This window comes from Streptomyces sp. NPDC047085 (assembly GCF_040643735.1).
Lineage (GTDB): Bacteria > Actinomycetota > Actinomycetes > Streptomycetales > Streptomycetaceae > Streptomyces.
This window is the reverse complement of sequence record NZ_JBEYUW010000003.1, coordinates 166,302-187,714: the sequence shown is the minus strand read 5'-3', so window position 1 is coordinate 187,714 and position 21,413 is coordinate 166,302. Positions and strand designations below refer to the sequence as shown.

Annotated in this window: 18 protein-coding genes; 7 read left to right on the top strand and 11 right to left on the bottom strand. The window is 72.4% G+C overall.

Going from position 1 to position 21,413, the window contains the following annotated elements:
- Positions 1 to 247: 247 nt before the first annotated feature.
- Positions 248 to 1,318 (top strand): NlpC/P60 family protein, encoded by a 1,071-nt coding sequence (locus ABZ865_RS11970; protein WP_361227752.1) that lies wholly within the window; start codon positions 248 to 250, stop codon positions 1,316 to 1,318.
- Between the two features lie 17 nt (positions 1,319 to 1,335).
- Here ABZ865_RS11970 and ABZ865_RS11965 read toward each other — a convergent pair whose 3' ends face one another.
- Together ABZ865_RS11965 and ABZ865_RS11960 are read right to left on the bottom strand one after the other, a co-directional pair.
- Complete coding sequence (locus ABZ865_RS11965; protein ID WP_361227749.1) at positions 1,336 to 2,082, bottom strand: response regulator transcription factor; 747 nt, start codon at positions 2,080 to 2,082, stop codon at positions 1,336 to 1,338.
- The gene (locus ABZ865_RS11960) at positions 2,079 to 3,371 is read right to left on the bottom strand and encodes a PspC domain-containing protein (protein ID WP_361227746.1); all 1,293 of its coding nucleotides are present in this window, start codon (positions 3,369 to 3,371) and stop codon (positions 2,079 to 2,081) included. The genes ABZ865_RS11965 and ABZ865_RS11960 overlap by 4 nt, the downstream gene beginning before the upstream one ends.
- A gap of 221 nt (positions 3,372 to 3,592) precedes the next feature.
- On the opposite strand from ABZ865_RS11960, the gene ABZ865_RS11955 reads away from it, so the two are divergent.
- Together ABZ865_RS11955 and ABZ865_RS11950 are read left to right on the top strand one after the other, a co-directional pair.
- Positions 3,593 to 4,969 carry a PspC domain-containing protein gene (locus ABZ865_RS11955; protein WP_361227743.1) on the top strand — a complete coding sequence of 459 codons (1,377 nt, stop codon included), beginning with the start codon at positions 3,593 to 3,595 and terminating at the stop codon, positions 4,967 to 4,969.
- On the top strand, positions 4,956 to 5,171 hold the full coding sequence (locus ABZ865_RS11950) for a hypothetical protein (protein ID WP_361227740.1): 216 nt from the start codon (positions 4,956 to 4,958) through the stop codon (positions 5,169 to 5,171). Before ABZ865_RS11955 ends, ABZ865_RS11950 begins: the two co-directional genes overlap by 14 nt.
- A gap of 31 nt (positions 5,172 to 5,202) precedes the next feature.
- Here the strand turns inward: ABZ865_RS11950 and ABZ865_RS11945 are convergent, their stop codons facing one another.
- On the bottom strand, positions 5,203 to 5,736 hold the full coding sequence (locus tag ABZ865_RS11945) for a DoxX family protein (protein ID WP_361227738.1): 534 nt from the start codon (positions 5,734 to 5,736) through the stop codon (positions 5,203 to 5,205).
- 181 nt (positions 5,737 to 5,917) lie between these two features.
- On the bottom strand, positions 5,918 to 7,204 hold the full coding sequence (locus tag ABZ865_RS11940) for a hypothetical protein (RefSeq protein WP_361229641.1): 1,287 nt from the start codon (positions 7,202 to 7,204) through the stop codon (positions 5,918 to 5,920).
- A gap of 219 nt (positions 7,205 to 7,423) precedes the next feature.
- Between ABZ865_RS11940 and ABZ865_RS11935 the strand changes: the two genes are divergently transcribed.
- The gene (locus ABZ865_RS11935; protein ID WP_361227735.1) at positions 7,424 to 8,326 is read left to right on the top strand and encodes a DUF4429 domain-containing protein; all 903 of its coding nucleotides are present in this window, start codon (positions 7,424 to 7,426) and stop codon (positions 8,324 to 8,326) included.
- 38 nt (positions 8,327 to 8,364) lie between these two features.
- On the opposite strand, the gene ABZ865_RS11930 is transcribed toward ABZ865_RS11935, so the two are convergent.
- The gene (locus ABZ865_RS11930) at positions 8,365 to 9,159 is read right to left on the bottom strand and encodes a class II aldolase/adducin family protein (protein ID WP_361227732.1); all 795 of its coding nucleotides are present in this window, start codon (positions 9,157 to 9,159) and stop codon (positions 8,365 to 8,367) included.
- A gap of 139 nt (positions 9,160 to 9,298) precedes the next feature.
- Here ABZ865_RS11930 and ABZ865_RS11925 point away from each other — a divergent pair, with 139 nt between their 5' ends.
- Complete coding sequence (locus tag ABZ865_RS11925) at positions 9,299 to 9,766, top strand: pyridoxamine 5'-phosphate oxidase family protein (protein WP_361227729.1); 468 nt, start codon at positions 9,299 to 9,301, stop codon at positions 9,764 to 9,766.
- Positions 9,767 to 9,790: 24 nt separating this feature from the next.
- Here the strand turns inward: ABZ865_RS11925 and guaA are convergent, their stop codons facing one another.
- Positions 9,791 to 11,371: a glutamine-hydrolyzing GMP synthase gene (guaA, locus tag ABZ865_RS11920; protein ID WP_361227726.1), complete on the bottom strand. Its 1,581-nt coding sequence runs from the start codon at positions 11,369 to 11,371 to the stop codon at positions 9,791 to 9,793.
- Positions 11,372 to 11,670: 299 nt separating this feature from the next.
- On the opposite strand from guaA, the gene ABZ865_RS11915 reads away from it, so the two are divergent.
- Positions 11,671 to 11,937: a chorismate mutase gene (locus ABZ865_RS11915; RefSeq protein WP_361227723.1), complete on the top strand. Its 267-nt coding sequence runs from the start codon at positions 11,671 to 11,673 to the stop codon at positions 11,935 to 11,937.
- A 693-nt stretch (positions 11,938 to 12,630) separates the two neighbouring features.
- Here the strand turns inward: ABZ865_RS11915 and ABZ865_RS11910 are convergent.
- The 4 genes from ABZ865_RS11910 to ABZ865_RS11895 form a co-directional block, all read right to left on the bottom strand.
- Positions 12,631 to 14,421, bottom strand: a complete 1,791-nt coding sequence (locus tag ABZ865_RS11910) for a GMC family oxidoreductase (RefSeq protein WP_361229638.1) — start codon at positions 14,419 to 14,421, stop codon at positions 12,631 to 12,633.
- Between the two features lie 53 nt (positions 14,422 to 14,474).
- Positions 14,475 to 16,088 (bottom strand): succinic semialdehyde dehydrogenase, encoded by a 1,614-nt coding sequence (locus tag ABZ865_RS11905; protein ID WP_361227721.1) that lies wholly within the window; start codon positions 16,086 to 16,088, stop codon positions 14,475 to 14,477.
- Between the two features lie 136 nt (positions 16,089 to 16,224).
- Positions 16,225 to 17,250 (bottom strand): serine/threonine-protein kinase, encoded by a 1,026-nt coding sequence (locus ABZ865_RS11900; protein ID WP_361227719.1) that lies wholly within the window; start codon positions 17,248 to 17,250, stop codon positions 16,225 to 16,227.
- Positions 17,251 to 17,296: 46 nt separating this feature from the next.
- The gene (locus ABZ865_RS11895) at positions 17,297 to 18,208 is read right to left on the bottom strand and encodes an MBL fold metallo-hydrolase (protein WP_361227717.1); all 912 of its coding nucleotides are present in this window, start codon (positions 18,206 to 18,208) and stop codon (positions 17,297 to 17,299) included.
- A 71-nt stretch (positions 18,209 to 18,279) separates the two neighbouring features.
- On the opposite strand from ABZ865_RS11895, the gene ABZ865_RS11890 reads away from it, so the two are divergent.
- Positions 18,280 to 19,194: an AraC family transcriptional regulator gene (locus ABZ865_RS11890; RefSeq protein WP_361227714.1), complete on the top strand. Its 915-nt coding sequence runs from the start codon at positions 18,280 to 18,282 to the stop codon at positions 19,192 to 19,194.
- Between the two features lie 62 nt (positions 19,195 to 19,256).
- Here ABZ865_RS11890 and ABZ865_RS11885 read toward each other — a convergent pair whose 3' ends face one another.
- The gene (locus ABZ865_RS11885) at positions 19,257 to 21,275 is read right to left on the bottom strand and encodes a glycosyltransferase (RefSeq protein ID WP_361227711.1); all 2,019 of its coding nucleotides are present in this window, start codon (positions 21,273 to 21,275) and stop codon (positions 19,257 to 19,259) included.
- Positions 21,276 to 21,413 lie beyond the last annotated feature (138 nt).

Sequence of the window (21,413 nt, the reverse complement as noted above, 5' to 3'; positions counted from 1 at the left end):
TCACGCGGCGGCCTGTCGAAGCCAGTTCCGTACACGCGTTACCAAGCCGTCACAGTCGGGCCTAGCGTCCTCCCCCAGGTGACCGGCTCCCCACCGCCGCCCGGGCCAGGGGCGGTCGTCGGCCACCACCGCCGAGGAAGGTCCGGCGGCGGCCCGTTCCCCCCGTGCGGGCCGCCGCCGGACGTACCCACCGCTCGGTCGTACGCGTCCTCGGCCGTACGAGTCCCAGGAAGGACGTGACGTCCAGGTGGCAGCCCACCGCAAGTCCCGACCGCGCCCGCTCGGCGGCAACACGGCCCGGACGGCCGCCACACTCGCCCTGGCGGGCGCGGCCACCGCCACGGTGTTCGACGGGACGGGACACGCCCAGCCGGAGCTGACCCCGGCGCAGGTGAAGGCCAAGGTGGACAAGCTGTACCAGGAGGCGGAGGCCGCCACGGAGAAGTACAACGGGGCGAAGGAGAAGGCGGACGCGGGCCGGCGCCGGCTGAACGCGCTGCGGGACGAGACCGCGCGCAAGCAGGTCAAGCTCAACGCGGCCCGGGAGGCGCTGGGTTCGTTCGCTGCGGCACAGTACCGCGACGGCGGGTTCGCCCCCGCCTGGCAGCTCGCGCTCTCCAGCGACCCCGACGCGTACCTGGACGGCGCCGCGTTCGCGGAGCGGGCCGGTGAGCGGCAGGCCGGGGCGGTGGCCCGGGTGCGCGAACAGCTGCGGGAGATCGAGCAGTTGCGCGGCGCCGCCCGCGTCGAGCTGACGTCGCTGCGGTCGCGGCAGGCGGAGCTGAAGCGGCAGAAGACGGCCGTCACCGAGAAGCTCACGGAGGCGCGCAGGCTGCTCGACCGGCTCACCCCGCGGGAACGGACCGAGGTCATCGGCGGCGCCACCGGCACCGCGCCGAGCCACACCTCGCGCTCGGCCTCGGACACCCGGGCACCCCTGGAGCAGGCAGGTACCGCCCCGGCGGCCGGCTCCCGGGCCGCGGCGGCCGTCGCCTACGCCTACCAGAAGCTCGGCAGCCCCTACGTGTGGGGCGCGACCGGCCCGAACGCCTTCGACTGCTCGGGCCTGGTCCAGGCCGCCTACCGCTCCGCCGGCGTCTCCCTGCCCCGCACCACCTACGCCCAGATCAACGCGGGCCGGCGCATCTCCCGCTCCGAACTCCAGCCCGGCGACCTGGTGTTCTTCTACTCCGGCATCAGCCACGTGGGCATCTACATCGGCAACGGCCAGATGATCCACGCCCCGAACCCGTCGGCGCCGGTGCGCGTGGCCCCGATCGACGAGATGCCGTTCGCGGGGGCGACCCGGGTGGCGTGAGCGTGCCCCCGGGCGGGTCAGACCAGGCGGCGGGCCGTCGCCCAGCGGGTCAGTTCGTGGCGGTTGGACAGCTGGAGCTTGCGCAGGACCGCCGAGACATGGGACTCGACCGTCTTCACCGAGATGAACAGCTGCTTCGCGATCTCCTTGTAGGCGTAGCCCCGGGCGATCAGGCGCAGCACCTCGCGTTCGCGCTGGGTGAGCCGGTCCAGGTCCTCGTCGACCGGCGGGGCGTCGGTGGAGGCGAAGGCGTCCAGGACGAACCCGGCCAGGCGCGGGGAGAAGACGGCGTCGCCCTCCTGGACCCGGAAGATCGAGTCGATCAGGTCGGTGCCGGTGATGGTCTTGGTGACATAACCGCGGGCGCCGCCCCGGATCACCCCGATGACGTCCTCCGCCGCGTCCGACACGGACAGCGCGAGGAACCGCACGGGCTGCTCGGCGTCCGCCATCAGCGCCGCGCACCGGCGCAGGACCTCCACTCCGCCGCCGCCGGGCAGATGGACGTCGAGGAGGACCACCTCGGGCCGGGTCGCGGTGATCACCGTGACCGCCTGGTCGACGTCGGCGGCCTCGCCGACCACCTCGACGCCGGTCTGGGCGGTCTGCCCGATCTCGGCCTGAACGCCGGTGCGGAACATGCGGTGGTCGTCGACGAGCACCACCCGTACATGCCGCCCGCCCGGGCCGCCGCCGGTGCCGCTTCCGGACCCGGCCGCCCCTGCCGCCCCCGCCGTGCCGTTCGCCTCGGTCGCGTCGCTCATGACGTCTTCTCCGCCCTCTCCATCTCCAGCTCGACCTCCGTGCCGCCGCCCGGCACCGACCGCAGCCGGGCCGTGCCGCCGTTGCGTTCCATGCGGCCGATGATCGATTCTCTGACGCCCATGCGGTCGGCGGGTATCGAGTCGAGGTCGAAGCCGGGGCCGCGGTCGCGGACGGACACGAAGACCGTCCTTCCCTCGACCTCGGCGTAGACCTGTACGGCACCGCCCTCGCCACCGTACTTGGCGGCGTTCACCATCGCCTCGCGCGCGGCCTGCATCTGCGCACCCGTCCTCTCGTCGAGCGGGCAGTCGCCGACCACGACGACCTCGATGGGCACGCCGTGCTTGTCCTCGACCTCGGCCGCGCTGCGCCTGACCGCCTCCGCGACCGTGTCCGGCTCGTCCGCCTCCTCCTTGCCGGTGCCCTCGGGGTTGTACAGCCAGGTCCGCAGGTCGCGTTCCTGGGCGCGGGCCAGGCGGCGCACCTCGCCCGCGTTGTCCGCGTTGCGCTGGATCAGGGTGAGGGTGTGCAGCACGGAGTCGTGGACGTGGGCGGCGACCTCGGCACGCTCCTGGGCGCGGATGCGCATCAGGCGTTCCTCGGACAGGTCCTGGGTCATGCGGACGAGGTAGGGGCCGGCGAGCAGCGTGATGCCGACGAGGACGACGAGCGCCGCCTGCAGGACCGCGCCGAGGTGGGCGGCCGATCCCTGCATGACGAAGATGCCGGAGACACCGGCGGTGACCAGCAGGACTCCGGCGCCCGCGCGCAGCAGGGTGAGGGTGCGGCGGCGGCTGCCGACCTCGACCCAGCGGGCCCGCCGGGCGTTGTCCGCCTGCCGCCAGACCAGGGCGACACCGGCCGCGACCAGGACGGCGGGCAGGAGGTAGGCCTTCGCCCCGTTGGTCAGATTGACGCTGCCCACGAAGACCATGGACACGATGACCATGAGCAGCAGGGCGACGATCTGCCCCTTGTCCGGTCTGCGGGCCACCAGCCTGCGGCGGCCGTCCGGCGAGGTCTCGGTGCCGACCAGCGCCGGCGGCTTGTGGTCGCCGACGCCGCCGACGCCGAGGGGCACGAAGAACCAGAACGCCGCGTACAGCAGCGCGCCGAGCCCGTTGGCCATGAACAGGCCGACGAAGGCGAGCCGCACCCACACCACAGGCAGCCCGAGGTGCCCGGCGAGGCCCCGCGCCACTCCGCCGAGCCAGCGGCCGTCACCGCTGCGGTAGAGCTTGCGCGGCGGCCGCGGGTCGTCGAGTGGCAGTGCTGCGGCTTCCGGCATGCCATCGATGGTCACATGCCCGCGGGGGCGGGGCATCAGGGTCGGGCCCCTAGACTCCCCTGATCTTCGCGCCCGTCCCCCCGACCCTCGGACGGGCTGTCCGGAAACCGCCCCCTCGCCCGGGATCGAACACCTCCCCGGCTCGTCTCGGGGCCGATATCAGGGTTCGCCCAGGGTCGTCCCGACTGCCACCACGGCTGCCGGGCCGTCACCATGGACGCATGACGGATCACGAGCACGCCGCGACGGGTCCGGGACCCGGCTCCGGCCCGCGCCCGGCCCCGGGCACCGGACCGACGGATGCCGGGCCCGCCGCGACAGCCGAGGCACCGCCCCGCTTCCGGCGCGACCGCCGGCACAAGATGATCGGCGGTGTGTGCGCCGGGCTGGGGCGGCACACCGACATGGACCCGGTGATCTACCGGATCACCCTGGCCGTGCTGGCCGCGACCGGCGGCATCGGCCTGATCTTCTACGGCTTCGCCTGGCTCCTCGTGCCGTACGAGGACGAGGAGGAGAACGAGGTCCGCAAGCTGCTGACCGGCCGGGTCGACGGACAGGCCCTGGCCGCCGTGCTGTTCGCGCTGGTCGGCTGCGGGGTCATCCTGACCACCCTGCGCAACGCGGGGGTGCTGACCTTCGCCATGGTGCTCTCCCTGCTGCTGGCCGGCGCCGGGTACTGGTCCAGACGCCGGGGCGCCCCCGACCCCGACCCGCTGGCCGCGCAGGCCGCCGCCGACGCCCCGCCGGAGACCCGGGCACCCCCGGTCGCCATCACCTACCCCTCCTGGTGGCGGGACCCGATCGTCAAGGACGGCACCCACGTCGGCGGCACCGGATATCTCTGGGGCCCCGGCGAGGCCCGTGGCAACGACCTCACCTCGGCCCTGGACGTCGGCATCGCCACCCCCTGGACCCACGACGGCTCCCGGCGCACCCCGCGCACCGACTCCCCGAGACCGCGCGGCCCGCGCTGGATCGGCGGCTGGGTGTTCCTGCTCGCCCTGCTGGCGGGCGGCCTCGGCACCGGCCTGACCTGGGACACGCATCCGCTGGGCACCAGCCTGCAGACCGGTCTGGCCTGCGCGCTCGCGGTGTTCGGCCTGGGCATCGCGCTCAGCGCCTTTCTCGGGCGCACCGGCGCCGGCTCGGTGTTCCTCGCCCTCGTCACGGCCGCGTTGCTCGCCGGCGCCACGGCCCTGCCCAAGGACATCACGACGCACTGGAAGGAGACGTCCTGGAAGCCCGCCGCCACCGCGGACGTCCGCTCCGCCTACGACCTCGGCACCGGCGTCGGCACCCTGGACCTGACCCGGGTGCACCCGGCAAGGGGGCAGACGGTGGGCACGCAGGCAGCCGTGGGCGCGGGCCGGCTGAAGGTGATCGTGCCGGCGGACGCGACGGTGCGGATGAGCATCGACGTGGGTGTGGGTGACATCCGGTTGCCCGGTGACAACAGAAAGGACGTGGACGTGCAGCCGGGCAGGCACAAGGACGTGACCCTCGCGCCGGCCAAGGGCGGCAAGAACGCGGGCACGCTCAAGATCGCGCTCGAGGTGGGCGTCGGACGGGTGGAGGTCAGCCGTGCTGCGTCATGAGTTCCAGCCCGGGAAGCTGGTCGCCGGTCTCTTCCTGACCGCCGCCGGCGCGCTGTACGCCGGGGACGCACGGGGCCTGTGGGAGACGCCGTGGTTCGTGGTGATACCGCTGGCCGTGGGCGGCCTGTGCCTGGCCGGCCTCACGGCCGCGGTGGCCCAGGGCGTACGCAGACGGCGCCGCCCGGAGGAAGGTCAGCCGTAGGCGTCAGCCGTAGACCCCCGGCTGTAGGCCGTCAGCTGTAGGAGCCCAGCCCCCGCCGCCGACGGCGTGCGCGCAGGGACGCGTCGAGGGAGAGATAGGGGGTTCCGGCGAGGACGAGGGGCAGCCAGGCCATCAGGTAGGCGAGGTCGTTGCCGTAGTAGTAGGGCGTGGTGGCCCAGCTGACGGTGAGCCACAGGCTGAGCGAGATCAGCGCGCCGCCGAGGGCGGCCAGCCGGCCGAACAGCCCGACGAGGATGCCGATGCCGACGGCCAGCTCGCCGAGGGCGATGGCGTAACCGAAGCCGACCGGGTTCTTCAGGGCCAGGTCGATCAGGGCCGGGACGGCGGACGAGTCGCGGGCCGCGCGCATCGTGTCGCCGATCGAGCCGGCGCCGCCGGACTTCATGAAGGCGCTGTCGGTGAGCTTGTCCAGGCCGGCGTAGACGAAGGTGACGCCGAGGAAGACGCGAAGCGGAAGGAGCGCGTACCGGGTGGCGGTGTCCCGCCAGTCGCGGGTGGTGTTCAGTTGGGTTGCGTGCGTGTCCGTTCGCATACCGTGAGTCATCGTCGCTAGCCACCTTTCGCTTCGTGCCGGGACCCCTTGGTGGGGATACGTATGACACGGCGGAACGGTTCAATCCTGCACCGGATGTTTTTCCGGATTCCGGCTCACCGTTCGAGGGGCAGATGTACGAGGGACGAACGCTCGGCGGGTCGGGGTCTCACCCCGTGCCGGTTCGGGGTTCTCAGTCCGTGACGTCGACCGGGTACCGGTTGGTGGCCACGCCGGCCGCCGTGACCACCTGGACCTCCACCGGCCCGGGTTCCACCTCGGCCGGGACCGGGACGGTCAGGACGGTGTCGGTGGGGTTGCGGAAGCCTCCGGTCACGGGGACGAGCGGGACGTGGACGTCGACCGTGCCGATGCGGACGACCATGCGGGCCAGCCGATCGGCGTCCTGCGCGCCGGGCGGGACGAAGCCGGTGCCGCGGATCTCGATGTCGTCGCCGGTGCGGATCGGCCCGTCCAGGTCGCCGGGCTCGCGGGCGCGGACCACGGAGAGGATCACCGGGCGGCAGCCCTCGGCGTACTTGCCGGCCAGGTAGGTCGCGGCCGAGATCAGCACCACGACCGCGAGCCCCCAGGGCAGGTCGGGCAGCTGGTCGGGGCGGCGGGCCAGCCGTACGGCGGCGAACAGCAGGGCGACGGCGCTGATGACGACGTACTGGATGTCGGCGAAGGCGCCCCGGCCGGAGTCGTCGGTCAGCAGGTCGGCGGCGCGCGGCCGGTGGGCCGGCACCTTCTGCAGCCGCTGCCCGGCGAGCCGCAGCCCCACCACCCGGCGGACCAGGACGGCGATGCCGCACACCACGGCGAGCACGGTCACCACGCCCGCCCCGCGCGCGAGGCCGAGGCCGGAGAGCAGCGCGTCGCGCTCGGCGGGATCGGAGGCGGCGGCCAGACGGCCGGCCAGCAGCAGGATCGCGTAGCCGACGAACAGCACCCAGCACGCGGCGACCGTACGGGAGGTGGACATCCGGTTGTCCTCACCGATCACCGGGGCCAGCGCCCCGCCGCGCGCCCGGTGGAACCAGGACGCGGCGGTCAGCGCGCCCGCGACGACGAGCGCGGCGAGCAGCCCGGCCGTGCGCGCGCTGCTCCAGCCCGCGCCGATCGCGGTGAGCGCCTCGGCCAGCAGCAGCACGACGACCGCGCCCCACACCGTGCACACCGTCCACCGCCACAGCCCCGCCAGCCACGCCTCGCCCTCGGCGCGGCCCCGCTCGGCGACCGCCTGCGCCCGTTGCGTCAGCTCGGCGGAGACCCACTGCCGGGACGCCGAGGCCGAGTGGGCCACGGCCGCGGGCAGGCCCTGCCCGGCCGCGAACTCGTCGCGCCGGCGCAGGAACGCGGCGACGGCCCGCCGGTGTCCCTCGCGGGCTCCCCGCGGGCAGTCCCCGCAGGTGCAGCCGCCCCCGTGGGCCTCCTCGGCATCCGTCGCCGCGCCCTGTCTCGCCTCCTGCACCGCCACGCCGACGCCCGCCTTCCCCATGACCCGAGATTCGAGATTCGAGATTCGAGATTCGACCGAATGCATCCACACGGTCACTCACCGTGCGCACCGGCCCCGCAACTCCCCCTGTGTTGACAGCGAATTGTGCCCTACGCCGGCCCACCGCGGTCGGCCGGTCCGGGGCGTGGCGGGTGAAGCGCGCGCCCCCCGTGTTGACCCGGCTGCGAGAATCTCCGTATGGCCGAGATCATCCAGCGGGACGGGACCTGGGCCTTCGACGGCGGCACGATCCGGATCACCCCCGGACTGCACCGTTCCGTCCCGCTGTTCCGGCAGACGTACGGGGAGGTCACCGTCCCACTGGAAGCGGTTTCCGGCGTCGTCTACGAACCCGAGCGCAAGCGCGGCCGGCTGCGGTTGCGGCTGCGCGAGGGCGCCGACCCGCTGTTGCAGGCCACCGGCGGGCGGCTGCCGGACGCGGCCGATCCCTACCGGCTGACCGTGGCCGCGGACCGCGGCGGGGTGGCCGAGTACGTCGCCGAGGAGATCCGGCACGCGCTGCTGCTCGACGAGGTCCCCAAGGAGCCCACCGCGGCCTACCTGCTGCCGGGACCGCCGGTGCCGGTCTCGGTGCGGACCTCCGACGGCACGGTCTCCTTCGACGGCACCCAGGTGCGGATCGACTGGGCCGACACCTCCGACCGGGTCAAGCGAGCCACCGGCCCGCGGATCATCGGCCTCGCCGACCTGGTGCAGGTCGAGTGGCTGCCCAACTCCGGGTACGAGGACGGGTTCCTGCGGTTCGTGACCCGGGAGACGGTGTTCTCCAAGCTGCCGCCCGAGCGCGACCCCTACACCCTGGACCTGTGGGGCAACGTGCGCCGCGATCTGCTCACCGCGCTGGTCGCGGCGGCCGTCACCGCCCGGCTGCCGCATCCCTCCACCCGCGCGGCCCGGGTCCTCGACGGCCGGGACCGGCCCCCGGTCGCCGCCGTGCCCGCGCAGGCCGCCCACCACTGCGACCATCACGACGTGCTGCTGCGCCGCCTGCGGGAGCTGGGCGAGCTGCACCGCGACGGGGTGCTCACGGACGAGGAGTTCGCGCGGACCAAGGCAGCGGTGCTCAAGGGGTTCGGCTGAGCAAAGGGTCGGGCCAGGAATCCGGCCGAGCAACGGGTTCAGCTGAGCAGATCCGGTTCGCTGCGGCTGATGTCCTGCCACAGGGGCTGGTAGTTGATCCACGCCACCAGGTCGCCGCCGAGCTGTTCGCGGGTGGCGACGGCCTGCTTGTGGTCGATGAGGACCGGGCGGCCGGCCGCCTTGGCCAGCAGCTGCACCTGGCAGGACCGTTCCAGGGACAGGAACCACCAGGCCGCCGCGTCCACCGAGTCCCCGACGGTGAGCAGCCCGTGGTTGCGCAGCACGAGCGCCTTGCGGGAGCCGAGCGCTGACGCGATACGGCGGCCCTCCTCGGCGTCGACGGTGACGCCGGTGTAGGCGTCGTACAGGGCGAGGTCCTCGTAGAAGGCGCAGCTCTCCTGGGTGATGGGGTCGACCAGGTCGCCGAGCGCGGCGACGGCGCGGCCGTGCACGGAGTGGCAGTGGGCGACGGCGACGACGTCCGGGCGGGCCGCGTGGACCTGGGCGTGCACGGTGAAGGCGGCCTGGTTGACGTGGTAGCCGCCCTCGACGACCTGCCCGTCCTGGTTGGCGAGGACCAGGTCGCTCACGGTGACGTGCTTGAACGGCATCCCGAACGGATTGACCCAGAAGCAGTCGCTGAACTCGGGGTCGCGCGCGGTGATGTGCCCGGACACCCCGTCCTCGAATCCGGCGCGCCCGAAGATCCGCAGCGCGCCCGCGAGCCGCTCCTTGCGGTGCCGGCGTTCGTCCTCGACCGATTCGTGCATCGGTGGCATGGCGAACCGCAGCTGGTCGGTGGGCAGCGGCAGGGGCGGGGTGGGCCCGTGCATAGGTCCTCCAGCGTGGGGTGTGCGTACGAGCCGGAAGTTACCGTCGGTTCGCGCAAAAGGGCAGGGCTGTTCTGTAAAGAAGCCGTACGCGGTACAAACACGACAGAGGTTGTCGGGTTTGCCGGTGAGACTGGCGTGCATGAACTGGGCAGCTTTCCGTACCGCCGAACCCGCACTCGCGCGGACCGTTGAGGAGCGCTTCGGCGCGTTCACGCACCACGTCCTCGCCACCCTCCGCAAGGACGGCTCTCCCCGCACCTCCGGCCTGGAGGTCCGCTTCACCGGCGGCGAGCTGTGGCTCGGCATGATGCCGGGCTCCCTCAAGGCCCGGGACCTGCTGCGCGACCCGCGCTTCACGCTCCAGGCGAACCCGGGCGAGGGCACCGGGATGGGCGGCGGGGACGTACGGATCGGCGGGCGGGCGTACGAGGTCGAGGGTGGCGAGGCCAGGACCGCGTACGTGAAAGAGGTGGAACCGCCGCAGCCGTTCCACCTCTTCCGCACCGAGTTGACGGAGGTCGTACGGACCTACGTCGAGGACGAGACGTACCTGGTCGCCCAGGTCTGGAGGCCCGGAGAGCCGGTGCGGACTCTCAAGCGGACCTGAGCCCCGCAAGGGGGCTCAAGGGGCCTACTCCCACTCGATGGTGCCCGGGGGCTTCGAGGTCACGTCGAGGACGACCCGGTTGACGTCCCGGACCTCGTTGGTGATCCGGGTCGAGATGCGGGCGAGGACGTCGTACGGCAGCCGCGACCAGTCGGCGGTCATGGCGTCCTCGGACGAGACCGGGCGCAGGACGATCGGGTGGCCGTAGGTGCGGCCGTCGCCCTGGACGCCGACGGAGCGGACGTCCGCGAGCAGGACCACCGGGCACTGCCAGATGTCCCGGTCCAGGCCGGCCGCGGTCAGCTCCTCGCGGGCGATCGCGTCGGCCTCGCGGAGCAGGTCCAGGCGCTCCTTGGTGACCTCGCCGACGATGCGGATGCCGAGGCCGGGGCCCGGGAAGGGCTGGCGCTGGACGATCTCCTCCGGCAGGCCCAGCTCCTGGCCGACCATGCGGACCTCGTCCTTGAACAGCTTGCGCAGCGGCTCGATCAGCTGGAACTCGAGGTCCTCGGGGAGGCCGCCGACGTTGTGGTGCGACTTGATGTTCGCGGTGCCGGTGCCGCCGCCGGACTCGACGACGTCCGGGTACAGGGTGCCCTGGACCAGGAACTCCACGGCCGGGCCCTCGTCGGCGATGATGTCGGCCTGCGCCTGCTCGAAGACGCGGATGAACTCGCGGCCGATGATCTTCCGCTTCTCCTCGGGCTCGGAGACGCCCTTGAGCGCGGTCAGGAAGCGCTCCTCGGCGTCCACGACGACCAGCTTGACGCCGGTCGCGGCCACGAAGTCCTTCTCGACCTGCTCGGTCTCGCCCTTGCGCATCAGACCGTGGTCGACGTAGACACAGGTCAGCTGGTCGCCGATGGCGCGGGCGACGAGGGCGGCGGCGACGGCGGAGTCCACGCCGCCGGACAGACCGCAGATCGCGCGCTTGTCACCGACCTGCGCGCGGATCGCGGCGACCTGCTCCTCGATCACGTTGCCCGTGGTCCAGGACGGGGTGATGCCCGCGCCGCGGTACAGGAAGTGCTCCAGCACCTGCTGGCCGTAGGTGGAGTGCATCACCTCGGGGTGGTGCTGGACGCCGTAGAGCTTCTTCTCGTCGTTCTCGAAGGCGGCGACCGGTACGACGTCCGTGGACGCGGTGACGGTGAAGCCCTCGGGGGCGGCGGAGCAGGCGTCGCCGTGCGACATCCACACGTGCTGCTCGGCCGGGGTGCCCTCGAAGAGAGTGGAGGACGTGCGGGAGACGTGCAGGTCGGTACGGCCGTACTCGCGGGCGCCGGTGTTGTCGACGGTGCCGCCGAGGGTCTGCGCCATCAGCTGGAAGCCGTAGCACATGCCGAAGACGGGAACGCCGGCCTCGAAGAGCGCGCGGTCGAGGCGGGGGGCGCCTTCCTCGTAGACCGAGGAGGGGCCTCCGGAGAGGATGATCGCCGCGGGGTTCTTGGCGAGCATCTCGGCGACCGGCATGGTGCTGGGCACGATCTCGCTGTAGACCCGCGCCTCGCGGACGCGACGGGCGATGAGCTGGGCGTACTGCGCGCCGAAGTCGACGACCAGGACGGTGTCGGGAGTGGCGGCAGCGGGGTTCGCTGATGACACGGGGTGCCTTCCGGCGGTCTGGGCGGGGGTCTGTGCTTCCGATTCTAACGGGGCGGGCGTGCGTCACCTTGCGGTCCTTCGCGGTCCGTGCGCATGGCATACTGGGCCCGTGCTCACGCAGACGACCTTCCTCTTTACCTATGGCAGCCGGCCCGCCGGATGCCATGGTCGTGCTGCTTGAGCCAACGCCAAGCGACTTCCCAGGCGCCCCGGGCCGACAAGGCCCGGGGCGTCTGTCGTTGTCCGGGGTCTGTCGTTCCGGGGCCTGCATCCGTCACCTCACGAGGAGCCCCGACACCATGAGCACCGCGACCACCGCAGGGCCGGAACGGACCATCGCCGACGCCCGTGAGCGCATCGACGCGCTCGACGACCGGATCATCGGCCTCATCCAGGAACGGATGGCCGTGTCCGCCGTCGTCCAGGAGACCCGCATCGCCTCCGGCGGGCGGCGCGTGCACCTCTCCCGCGAGATGGAGATCCTCGGCCGCTACCGGGAGGCCCTGGGCAAGCCGGGTACCGCCCTCGCGATGACCCTGCTGGAGCTGTGCCGGGGTCGCATCTGAGTGCGAAAACGCCCTCACCCGTACGGCGCGTGACCGGCCCGCGCACCGCTTCGTTGAGTCGGTTGTCCGTGCCAGCCAGGGGCGGGCCCGACAGAACCACGCGTGGCTCGCTGGGGCGATGAGGCGTACGGGTCGTGCCGTACGCCGTGGGACCTCGCTCCAGGGAAGTGACCGGACGGCAGGGGACAGCAGCCCGGTCACCCAAGAGAACGGTCGGCTCCGGGGACGCCCGGGGCCGACCGGCGGAAAACTGCACACATGCACCAGTGCCGGGTCAAACGGTTGCGGATGCCCTGAGCATCCAGCACGATGCGTAGAAGCCCCCAAGTCCCCGCGCGGACACCGGCATTGTCCCGTTACATCCGTCCGCCAGGGTCAGGCCCACAGAGCAGGCGGCGCACCCCCCGGCGCCGCGCCCAGGCACCGGCGCTGCCCTGACGCCGGTGCTGACGAAAGAAGGGCCCCGCGGTCTCGAGCACCGCGGGGCCCTTTGTCACGTCCATCGCGCGGCATCCCTCGCACAACAACCACGACCCCCGTTGCGCGTGACTCAGGTCACACGGAAATCGCGTGCGGCGGCACAACCGTTCACAGCCCTCGCTGATCAAACCTGCTGCCGGATCAAGAAGACGGTAAGAGCGAGGGACCCGCGTTCGGAGGGGGACGCGGGTCCCTCGGCGCTTGAGCCGGGGTCTACTTCTTCGGCGGCACCGTCGGCATTCCCAGGAACGGCAGCCTCAGGGCGCCGAAGGCGTCCGCCGGGACGGCGGGGCTGCGCGGCTCCACCGGCTTCAGCCGCTCGTACGCCGCGCCCTGCGCCGGACGCGGATCCTCCTCGCCCTTGTTCGGCCAGAAGGACATCGCGCGCTCGGCCTGCGCGGTGATCGTCAGCGAGGGGTTCACGCCCAGGTTCGCCGTGACCGCAGCGCCGTCGACGACCGAGATGCCGGGGTGGCCGTAGAGGCGGTGGTACGGGTCGATCACTCCCGTCTCCGCCGAGTCGCCGATGGGGCAGCCGCCGAGGAAGTGCGCGGTCAGCGGGGTGCCCATCAGCTCGCCGACGTTGCTGCCCGCGAAGCCGTTGATCTCCTCGGCGAGCGCCGAGGCGGCCTCGGTGGCGGCCTTGATCTGCATGGGGTTGGGCGCGCCGTGGCCCTGCCGGGCGGTGAGCAGGCCCTTGCCGACGCCGCCGGGCTTCAGGTACGTCGTCAGCGAGTTGTCCAGGGACTGCATGACCAGGCCGATGATGGTCCGCTCCGACCAGCGCCGGTTGGACAGGGAGCGCGCGACCAGCAACGGGTGGCGGGCCGCGTTGGCCAGCCAGCCGAGGAACCGCGAGGAACCGTCGGCGTAGGGCACCTGGAGGACCGTGAGGCCGCCCATCGAGTTGGACCCCTTGCCGTAGCGGACCGGCTCGATGTGGGTGTTCTCGTCCGGGTGGACGGAGGAGGTGATGGCGACGCCCTTGGTGAAGTCGACCTTCGCCGCGCCGTGCGCCTTGCGGTAGCGGCGGTTGTCGGTCTGCGCGCCGACCAGCGCCTCGGAGTTGGTCCGGGTCAGCTGGCCGAGCCGGGCCGAGAGGTGCGGCAGCTGGCCCCCGGCCTTCATGCGGTGCAGCAGGGTCTGGGTGCCGTAGGTGCCGGCCGCGAGGACGACCCTGCGGGCAGTGAAGAGCCGCCCCTTGCCCTTCTTCTTCTGGTCCGTGGGCAGCGTGGCGACCGCGTAGCCGCCGCGCGAGTCGTCCGTGACGGACACGACCGTGGTCAGCGGGTGGACCACCGCGCCCGCCTTCTCGGCGAGGTACAGGTAGTTCTCGTTGAGGGTGTTCTTCGCGCCGTGCCGGCAGCCGGTCATGCACTCGCCGCACTCGGTGCAGGCCTTGCGGGACGGGCCGGCCCCGCCGAAGTACGGGTCGGCGACCTCCCCGCCCGGCTTCGCCTTCGCCGTCCCGTCGGCGTCCTCGCCGTCGCCGAAGAACACGCCGACCGGCGCCATGTGGAAGGTGTCGCCGACACCCATCCGCTGCGCCGCCGCCTTCAGGTGCACGTCGGAGGGGGTCATGGTGGGGTTGAGCCGTACGCCGAGCATGCGCTGGGCCTGGTCGTAGTACGGCTTCAACTCCTCCTGCCAGTCGGTGATGTCCTTCCACTGCGGGTCGTCGAAGAACGGCTTCGGCGGTACGTAGAGGGTGTTGGCGTAGTTCAGCGAGCCGCCGCCGACGCCGGCGCCCGCCAGCACCATGACGTTGCCCAGCAGATGGATGCGCTGGATGCCGTACATGCCGAGCTTCGGGGCCCAGAGGTAGTTCTTCAGGTCCCAGGAGTTCTTCGGGAGGGTTGCGCGGGTGAAGCGGCGGCCGGCCTCCAGGACGCCTACCTTGTAGCCCTTTTCGGTGAGGCGGAGGGCCGTCACTGAGCCGCCGAAGCCGGAGCCGACCACGATGACGTCGTAGTCGTAGTCATGGTCGTGGGCGTCCTGAGGCACGGGTGTCTCCTCGTCGAGTGTCGCGTGCTTGCCGTCGGTGGTGACCGGGCGGGTCACCTGAACCGGAACGCCTTCATCAGGCGGAGACTCGTGCTCATGAACCGGGCGTACGCCTCGTCGTCCATGCCCAGCGACGGCGCCATCGGCAGCAGCCGCTGCTGGGCCACCGTCTGGGCCTCGGTGTACTTGAGGATGCCCTCGGAGCCGTGGCGGCGGCCGAGGCCGGAGTCCTTCATGCCGCCCATCGGGGACTGGACGCTGCCGTAGGCGGGCGCGTAGCCCTCGTTGACGTTGACCGTGCCGGTGCGCAGCCGGGCGGCGACGTCCCGGCCGCGGCGGGCACTCGTCGTCCACACGGACGCGTTCAGGCCGTACGGCGTGGCGTTGGCGCGCTCGACGGCCTCGTCGTCGGTCTTGAAGCGGTACACGGAGACGACCGGGCCGAAGGTCTCCTCCTCGCAGACGGCCATGGAGTCCTCGACGCCGTCGAGGATGGTGGGCTCGAAGAAGTACGGGCCGATGTCGGGGCGGGCCACGCCGCCCGCGACCAGCTTCGCGCCCTTGGCGACGGCCTCCTCGACGTGCCGTTCGACGGTCTTCAGCTGGCGCTCGCCGACCAGGGAGCCCATGTCGGCGCCGTAGGCGAGGGAGTTGCCGAGCCGCATGGCCCTGGTGCGGGCGGCGAAGCGCTCCAGGAAGGCGTCGGCGATCGACTCGTGGACGTACAACCGCTCGATGGAGATGCAGAGTTGCCCGGCGGAGGAGAAACAGGCGCGGACGGCGCCCGCGGCGGCCTTCTCGATGTCGGCGTCGTCGAGCACCAGCATGGCGTTCTTGCCGCCGAGTTCGAGGGAGACGCCGACCAGGCGGGCGGCGGCGCCCTGGGCGACCTCGCGGCCGGTGCGGGTGGAGCCGGTGAAGGAGACGTAGTCGGCGTGCTTGACCAGCTCCGGGCCGACGACCGGACCCTCGCCGAGCACGACCTGGAAGACGTCGGCGGGCAGCCCCGCCTCGATGAGCAGGTCCCGCGCCCACAGGGCGGTCAGGCAGGTCTCGGTGTCCGGCTTCATCACGACCGCGTTGCCCGCGACGAAGGCGGGCAGCGCGTCGCCGACGGACAGCTCCAGGGGGTAGTTCCAGGGGGCGATCTGGCCGACGACCCCGCGCGGGTGGCGCAGCTCGGTGACCTTCGTCAGGGTCGGCACGGCACCGGTGTGCCGCTTGGGCCGCAGATAGGCGGGGGCCTTGCGGCCGTAGTGGCGGGCGGCCACCGCGACGGCCTGCACCTCCTCGTGCGCGTGCAGCCGGGCCTTGCCGGTCTCCAGCTGGATCAGGTCGAGGATCTCGGCCTGCCGTTCCAGCACCAGGTCGTGGAAGCGGAGCAGCACGGCGGCCCGCTGCCGCACCGGCGTCCTCTCCCACACCGCCTGCGCGGCGCGGGCGGCCTGAAATGCCTTGAGCACGTCCTCGGGGGTGGACTCGGGCAGGTCGGCCAGCTTCTCGCCGGTGAACGGGGTGTGGTTGGCGGTACGGCCGGAGCCGACGACGCCCTTCGTCAGCTGGGCCACCAGCTCCGGGGTGACCACGTCGGCGGCGGTGCGGACGCCTTCGGGAGCGGGGGCGAGCGGGTTGGTACCGGTGCGGTCCTGGGCCTGCGAGTCCGTCATGAGGCGCAGGGTATGACGGGGGAAGAACTTTGTGTACCCGTCGGTAACGGGGTTTCACCGTCTACTCACACACCGCCAGTGATCACTGGCAGCAATTGTGCTGATCAGGGCGTTGCCGGGTGGACGACACGGACGATCATTCGGCTCCGGGTTTTTTCGCGAGGAGCAGGGCGAGGGCGGCGAGGGGGGTGCGGCGACGGGGGTCGGGAGCGGGAGCGAGGGCCGGGGCCGGGGCTGGGGGCGGGGTGGACGGCAGGGGGCGGGGCTCCACAGCCGGCTCGGGACGCGACCGGGACCCCGACCCCGACTCCGTCCGCGGCTCCACCTCCGACTCCGGTACGGAGGTCACCCCGGCGCACGCCTCCAGCACCACCGCGACCTCCTCCGCCCCCGGCCGGGCCTCCGGCTCCGGTGCGCGCAGGCGCTCCAGCAGCGGGCCGAGCGGACCCGGGTCACCGCCCTCGACGGCGGCGGCGAGCAGCGCCCCGAGGGACCACAGGTCGGAGGCGGGGCCGGCACCGCGCCCGGACCGCCGCTCCGGGGCGACGAATCCGGCGGACGCGTCCCCGGCGTGCCCACCCCCGTCTCCGTACCCCTGCCCGTACCCCTGTCCATGTCCGTGCCCGTACCCATGTCCGCCCCCGTCCCCGATGCCGAAGTCGGTGACGACGACCCGTCCGGTGCCGGACTCGATCAGGACGTTGGCCGGCTTGATGTCCCGGTGCACGATCCCGACGGCGTGCGCAGCGCGCAGCGCGCCCAGGACGGCGAGCCCCATACGGGCGGCCTCGGCGGGCGGCAGCGGCCCGCGCCGTACGGCCTCCCGCAGCGACTCGCCCTCCACCAACTCCATGACGATCCACGGCAGCCCGCCCTCGGTGACCACGTCGAGGTACGTGACGGCGGAGGGATGACGCACCCGGGCGGCGGCGCGGGCCTCCCGGTAGAGGCGGTGGGCGATCCGGCCGCTCTCCTCGTCGTCGGCCGGATCCCCTGGCAGCAGGGGCTCCTTGACGGCGACTTCCCCCGCCCCTTCTCCAGTCCCCGCCTCGTCCCGGGCGCGCCAGACGGTGCCGGTCGGGCCGGACCCGATGCGCGCGACGAGCCGGTAGCGCCCGCCGATCAGAGGTCCGTCGGGCGGTTGTTCGCCGTCTTCACTCATGTCACATGAGTACCGCGCGTACCCCGCCCTTGTCGAAGCCGTACGGTCAGACGGCCCACCGGTGCAGGGTGAACCCCTCCCCTCCCCCGCTCCCCTCCCGCACTTCCACCGCTCCACCACCGGAGAAATGGGCCGGGACGACCAACTCCCGCTTCTCTGCGGCCCGTTGGAGCACCCTGAGCCGGGTCTTCGCCGCCTGCCCCGGGTCGAGGCAGAAGCAACTGCCGCACTCGGGGTGCAGGATCTGCACCGGGCTGTGCAGCAGGTCTCCGACGAACACGGCACGCTCGCCCCGGGATTCGAGGCGCAGGACGGAGGAGCCCGGGGTGTGACCGGGGGCGGCCTCCAGGACGAGATGCTCGTCGATCCGGTACGTGTCCTCCCACACCACCGCCTGCCCGGCCCGGTGCACCGGCGCGACGCTGTCCTCGTAGACCAGCCGGTCGTCCGGGCGGGCGCCACCCCCGTAGCCGCCCGCCGGGCCGAAGTGGTGGTCGTCGGCGGCCGGCAGCAGGTACCGGGCGCGGGGGAAGGCCGGCACCCACTCGCCTTCGGCGTCCCGGGTGTTCCAGCCGACGTGGTCGCCGTGCAGGTGGGTGTTGACGACGACGTCGACGTCCTCGGGACGGATCCCGGCCCGCTCCAGGCGGTCCAGGAAGTTCCCCTGCCGCCGGTGGAAGAGCGGGTTGCCGGGCCGCTCCCGGCCGTTGCCGACACCGGTGTCGACCAGCACCGTCCGCCCGCCGCCGCGCACCACCCAGGTCTGGAGCGCCAGCACGGCACGGCCGCCGTCGGGCTCCCGATGGTCGGGGACGAGCTGTTCCTCATGGGTGCGCCACACCTCGGGAGCGCAGTCCGGGACGAGGTCACCGGCGGGCAGGTACGGTCCCTGCCACTCCACGACGCGGAGCACCTCGACGTCGCCGATCACGAAGCTCTGTGCGTTCTCATCAGCCATACCCACGACCCTAGGAACCGGGAATGAGCATCCCAATGCTCATCCGGCTCGATCGAATACGCTGTTGTCTCATGGATGTCGTGAGCGATGCCATCTCCGCGGTCCGCGTGGGCAGCCCCTCGTCGAACCGGCTCCGAGTCGGTGGCGACTGGTGCGTCCGGCTGGCGCCGTACGAGGGGGCCGGCTTCCATGTCGTCCTCAACGGCGCCTGCCAACTCCTGCCGGACGGGGGCGGCGAGCCGGTGGCGCTGGGCGCGGGGGACGTCGTCCTGCTTTCGCACGGGGCGGGGCACGTGCTGGCGGACGCGGCGGCGGGAGCGGCCGAGGTGCGGCGGGCGGTGCCGTTCGAGGAGGTGCGGGACACGGACGTACGACTGCCCGGGCCCGGCCCCGACGCCGAGTTGCTGTGCGGCAAGTACCGTCTCGACCGCAGCCGCACCCACCCCCTGATGGCGGAGTTGCCGCAGGTGGTGCACCTGCCCCACCGGATCGGCGACCACCCCGAACTCCGTACCGCCGTGGACCTGTTGGCCCGGGAGCTGGACGAACGCCGGCCGGGCGCCTGCCTGGCCCTGCCGAGCCTGCTGGACCTGCTGCTGATCTACATGGTCCGCGCCTGGATGGACCGGGCGGAGACGGGCGCGTGGCCGGCGGTGCTGAACGACCCGGTGACCACGGCCGCGCTGCGCGCCCTGCACTCCGACCCGGCGGCCCCCTGGACGGGCGACCGCCTGGCCGCCGAGGCGGGCGTCTCCCGCGCCACCCTCGCCCGCCGCTTCACCGCCCTGGTCGGCCGCCCGCCGATGGCGTACCTCACCTGGTGGCGCCTGACCCTGGCGGCCACCCGGCTGCGCGACTCGGACGCGTCCCTGGCGACGGTGGCCCGGGAGAGCGGGTACGGCAGCCCGTACGCCCTGTCCCACGCCTTCAACCGGGAGTTCGGCGTGACACCGGGGAGGTATCGGGAGAAGCAACGGGCAGCCTGAACCCGGCTACCCGACCGCCTCCCCCTGCCTCGTTGCCCTGCCCTACGGTCGCAGCCGCGCGGTCACAGCCGTACGGTCTTCACCGAGAACTGACTCAGCGACGTGAAGTACGGCCGCAGCTCGGTCTCCCTGCGGGAAGTCGGCGCTGTCACCGCCTTGGCAGGCCGGGACCTGCGCAGCCCTCGGCGCAGCACGGACGGCCGCGGGCCGGGACCGGTGGCGGTGCCGGTCGCGGCAGGCGTCTCGTCGCCGGTGGTCAGCACGGGCCGGGGGAAGGTGAACACGTCCATGGGCTTGAGGACGTCCGTGGCCAGCTTCGCCAGTGTCACGCGAGGCTCCCCGGCGTCGGGACGGACGAAGAAGTCCCAGATGACCTCCTTGCCCTCGGCATCGGTGTGCTGGTCCGCCAGGGTCCGGCAGTCGATGAGCGCCGCGAGCGTGCCGTCGCCGGCGTCCCGCACGGGGAAGGTCAGCAGGCGCTTCTTGTCGCGCCGGTGCCGGGCCTCCACCACCGCGCCCGGGCCCAGCGCCGTACCCCACACGTCGGCCCGCAGCTCGATGGCGCGCTCGTCCACGCGGACCGCGCCCACCTCGGCGTGCACCTCGCGCAGTGCGCTGCGCACCTGCAGTCGCCCGTCATCGTTCCGGTACGGCAGCAGCAGCGCGAGCGCGTGGCCGTGCGGCCGGGGCAGCTCGACGGCGAGCAGATCCTGGGTGTCGCAGCCGTAGCCGTCGGTGCCGAGCGGCACCTCGCCGCCGGAGGGGGTGGTGAGGAAGGCGTCCCAGGTGCCGTGCGGGAGGGCCGTGTCCCAGGGGACCAGGGCCTGACCGTCGGTCGACAGCGCGAACCGGTGCTCCACGACGTCCTTGCCGCCGTCCTTGCGCAGCACCAGGTCGGCGCCGTGGGCGTCCACGGGGAGCGGGCCCACCTCGATGTGCAGATTGCCTCGGGGGTCGACGCGGGCGGTGGCGTGCCGGGGCAGCGCCTTGCGGGCGAACGCCTGCTCCAGGATGGCCTCGAACCGCTCGCGGCTGGCCGTCTCGTGGAACCGCTCGGCATTGCGGACGGCGTTCTCGGCCATCGTCCGGCGCAATCCGTCGTCCCGCACCAGCCGCAGGATCGCCTCGGCCATCGCGTCCGCGTCACCGCGCGGGACGATCAGGCCGTCCTCGCCGTCGGTGAGGATGTTGCGCGGCCCGTGGTCGGCGTCGGTGCTGACGACGGGCAGCCCGGCCGCCATCGCCTCCACGACGACGTTGCCGAACGCCTCCCGCTTGGAGGGCAGCACGAAGATCGAACCCTTGCCGAACTCGGGTGTGACGGGGGCGACCTGCCCCATCAGCAGGATGCTGTTGGAGAGCCCCAGCTCGTGGATGCGGGCCCGCAGCCGGGACTTCTCGGCCCCGTGTCCGTAGATGCGCAGCGTCCAGTCCGGAGCCTGGGCGTGGACCTGGGCGAAGGCCTCGATCAGCAGTGCGTGGTTCTTGTTGTCGGTGAGGTGACCGGCCGCTATGACGACCTTGTTGGTGCCCCGGGAACGGACCGGCGCGGCAGGCACACAGTTGGGCATGACGGCGAGCCGGTCGCGGACCGCGGGCACCTGCTCCCCGAGGGCGGTGACCTCCTCGGGGGTGAGCGCCGTCAGCGCGTCCAGGGACAGGTAGGCCGGGAAGAGCCGCTCCTTGATGTCGTTCGCGTAGATGGCGGGCATCGAGTGCTCCTGGGCCATCTTCAGGTAGGTCCCCCGGCTCTGCGCCAGCATGATCGTGTTGCGGGGGCTGGAGCTGACCACGACGTCGGCGTCCGTGGAGGCGAGGTACTCCAGCAGTCGCACCTCGGCGAGCCGGCTCACGACGGGCTTCTTCGCGCCGACGTTGGGCGGGTAGATGAGCGGGAACTTCTCGATCAGTGGATCGTCCAGGTCGCAGACCGGCGAGTGCGGCCGCAGATCGCTCAGCACCCGCACGGACACCCGCGGATCGAGGGGGAAGTACGACTCGTCGCGCACCTTGCGCAGAGCCACGATTTCCACCTGGTGCTTCTCCGCCAGCGCCCCGGCGAGATTCTGTGTGGCGCTCACCACACCCCCCATGTGGCAGAGGTCGCGAACCAGGAATGCGATCTTCACTTTTTGTTCCCATCCAGCCCCGTCCGCGCCGACCTTCGGTGCGGTTCGACAGGTCAGACTTAATAGGACAGGAAAAGGTTGTTCACTTGA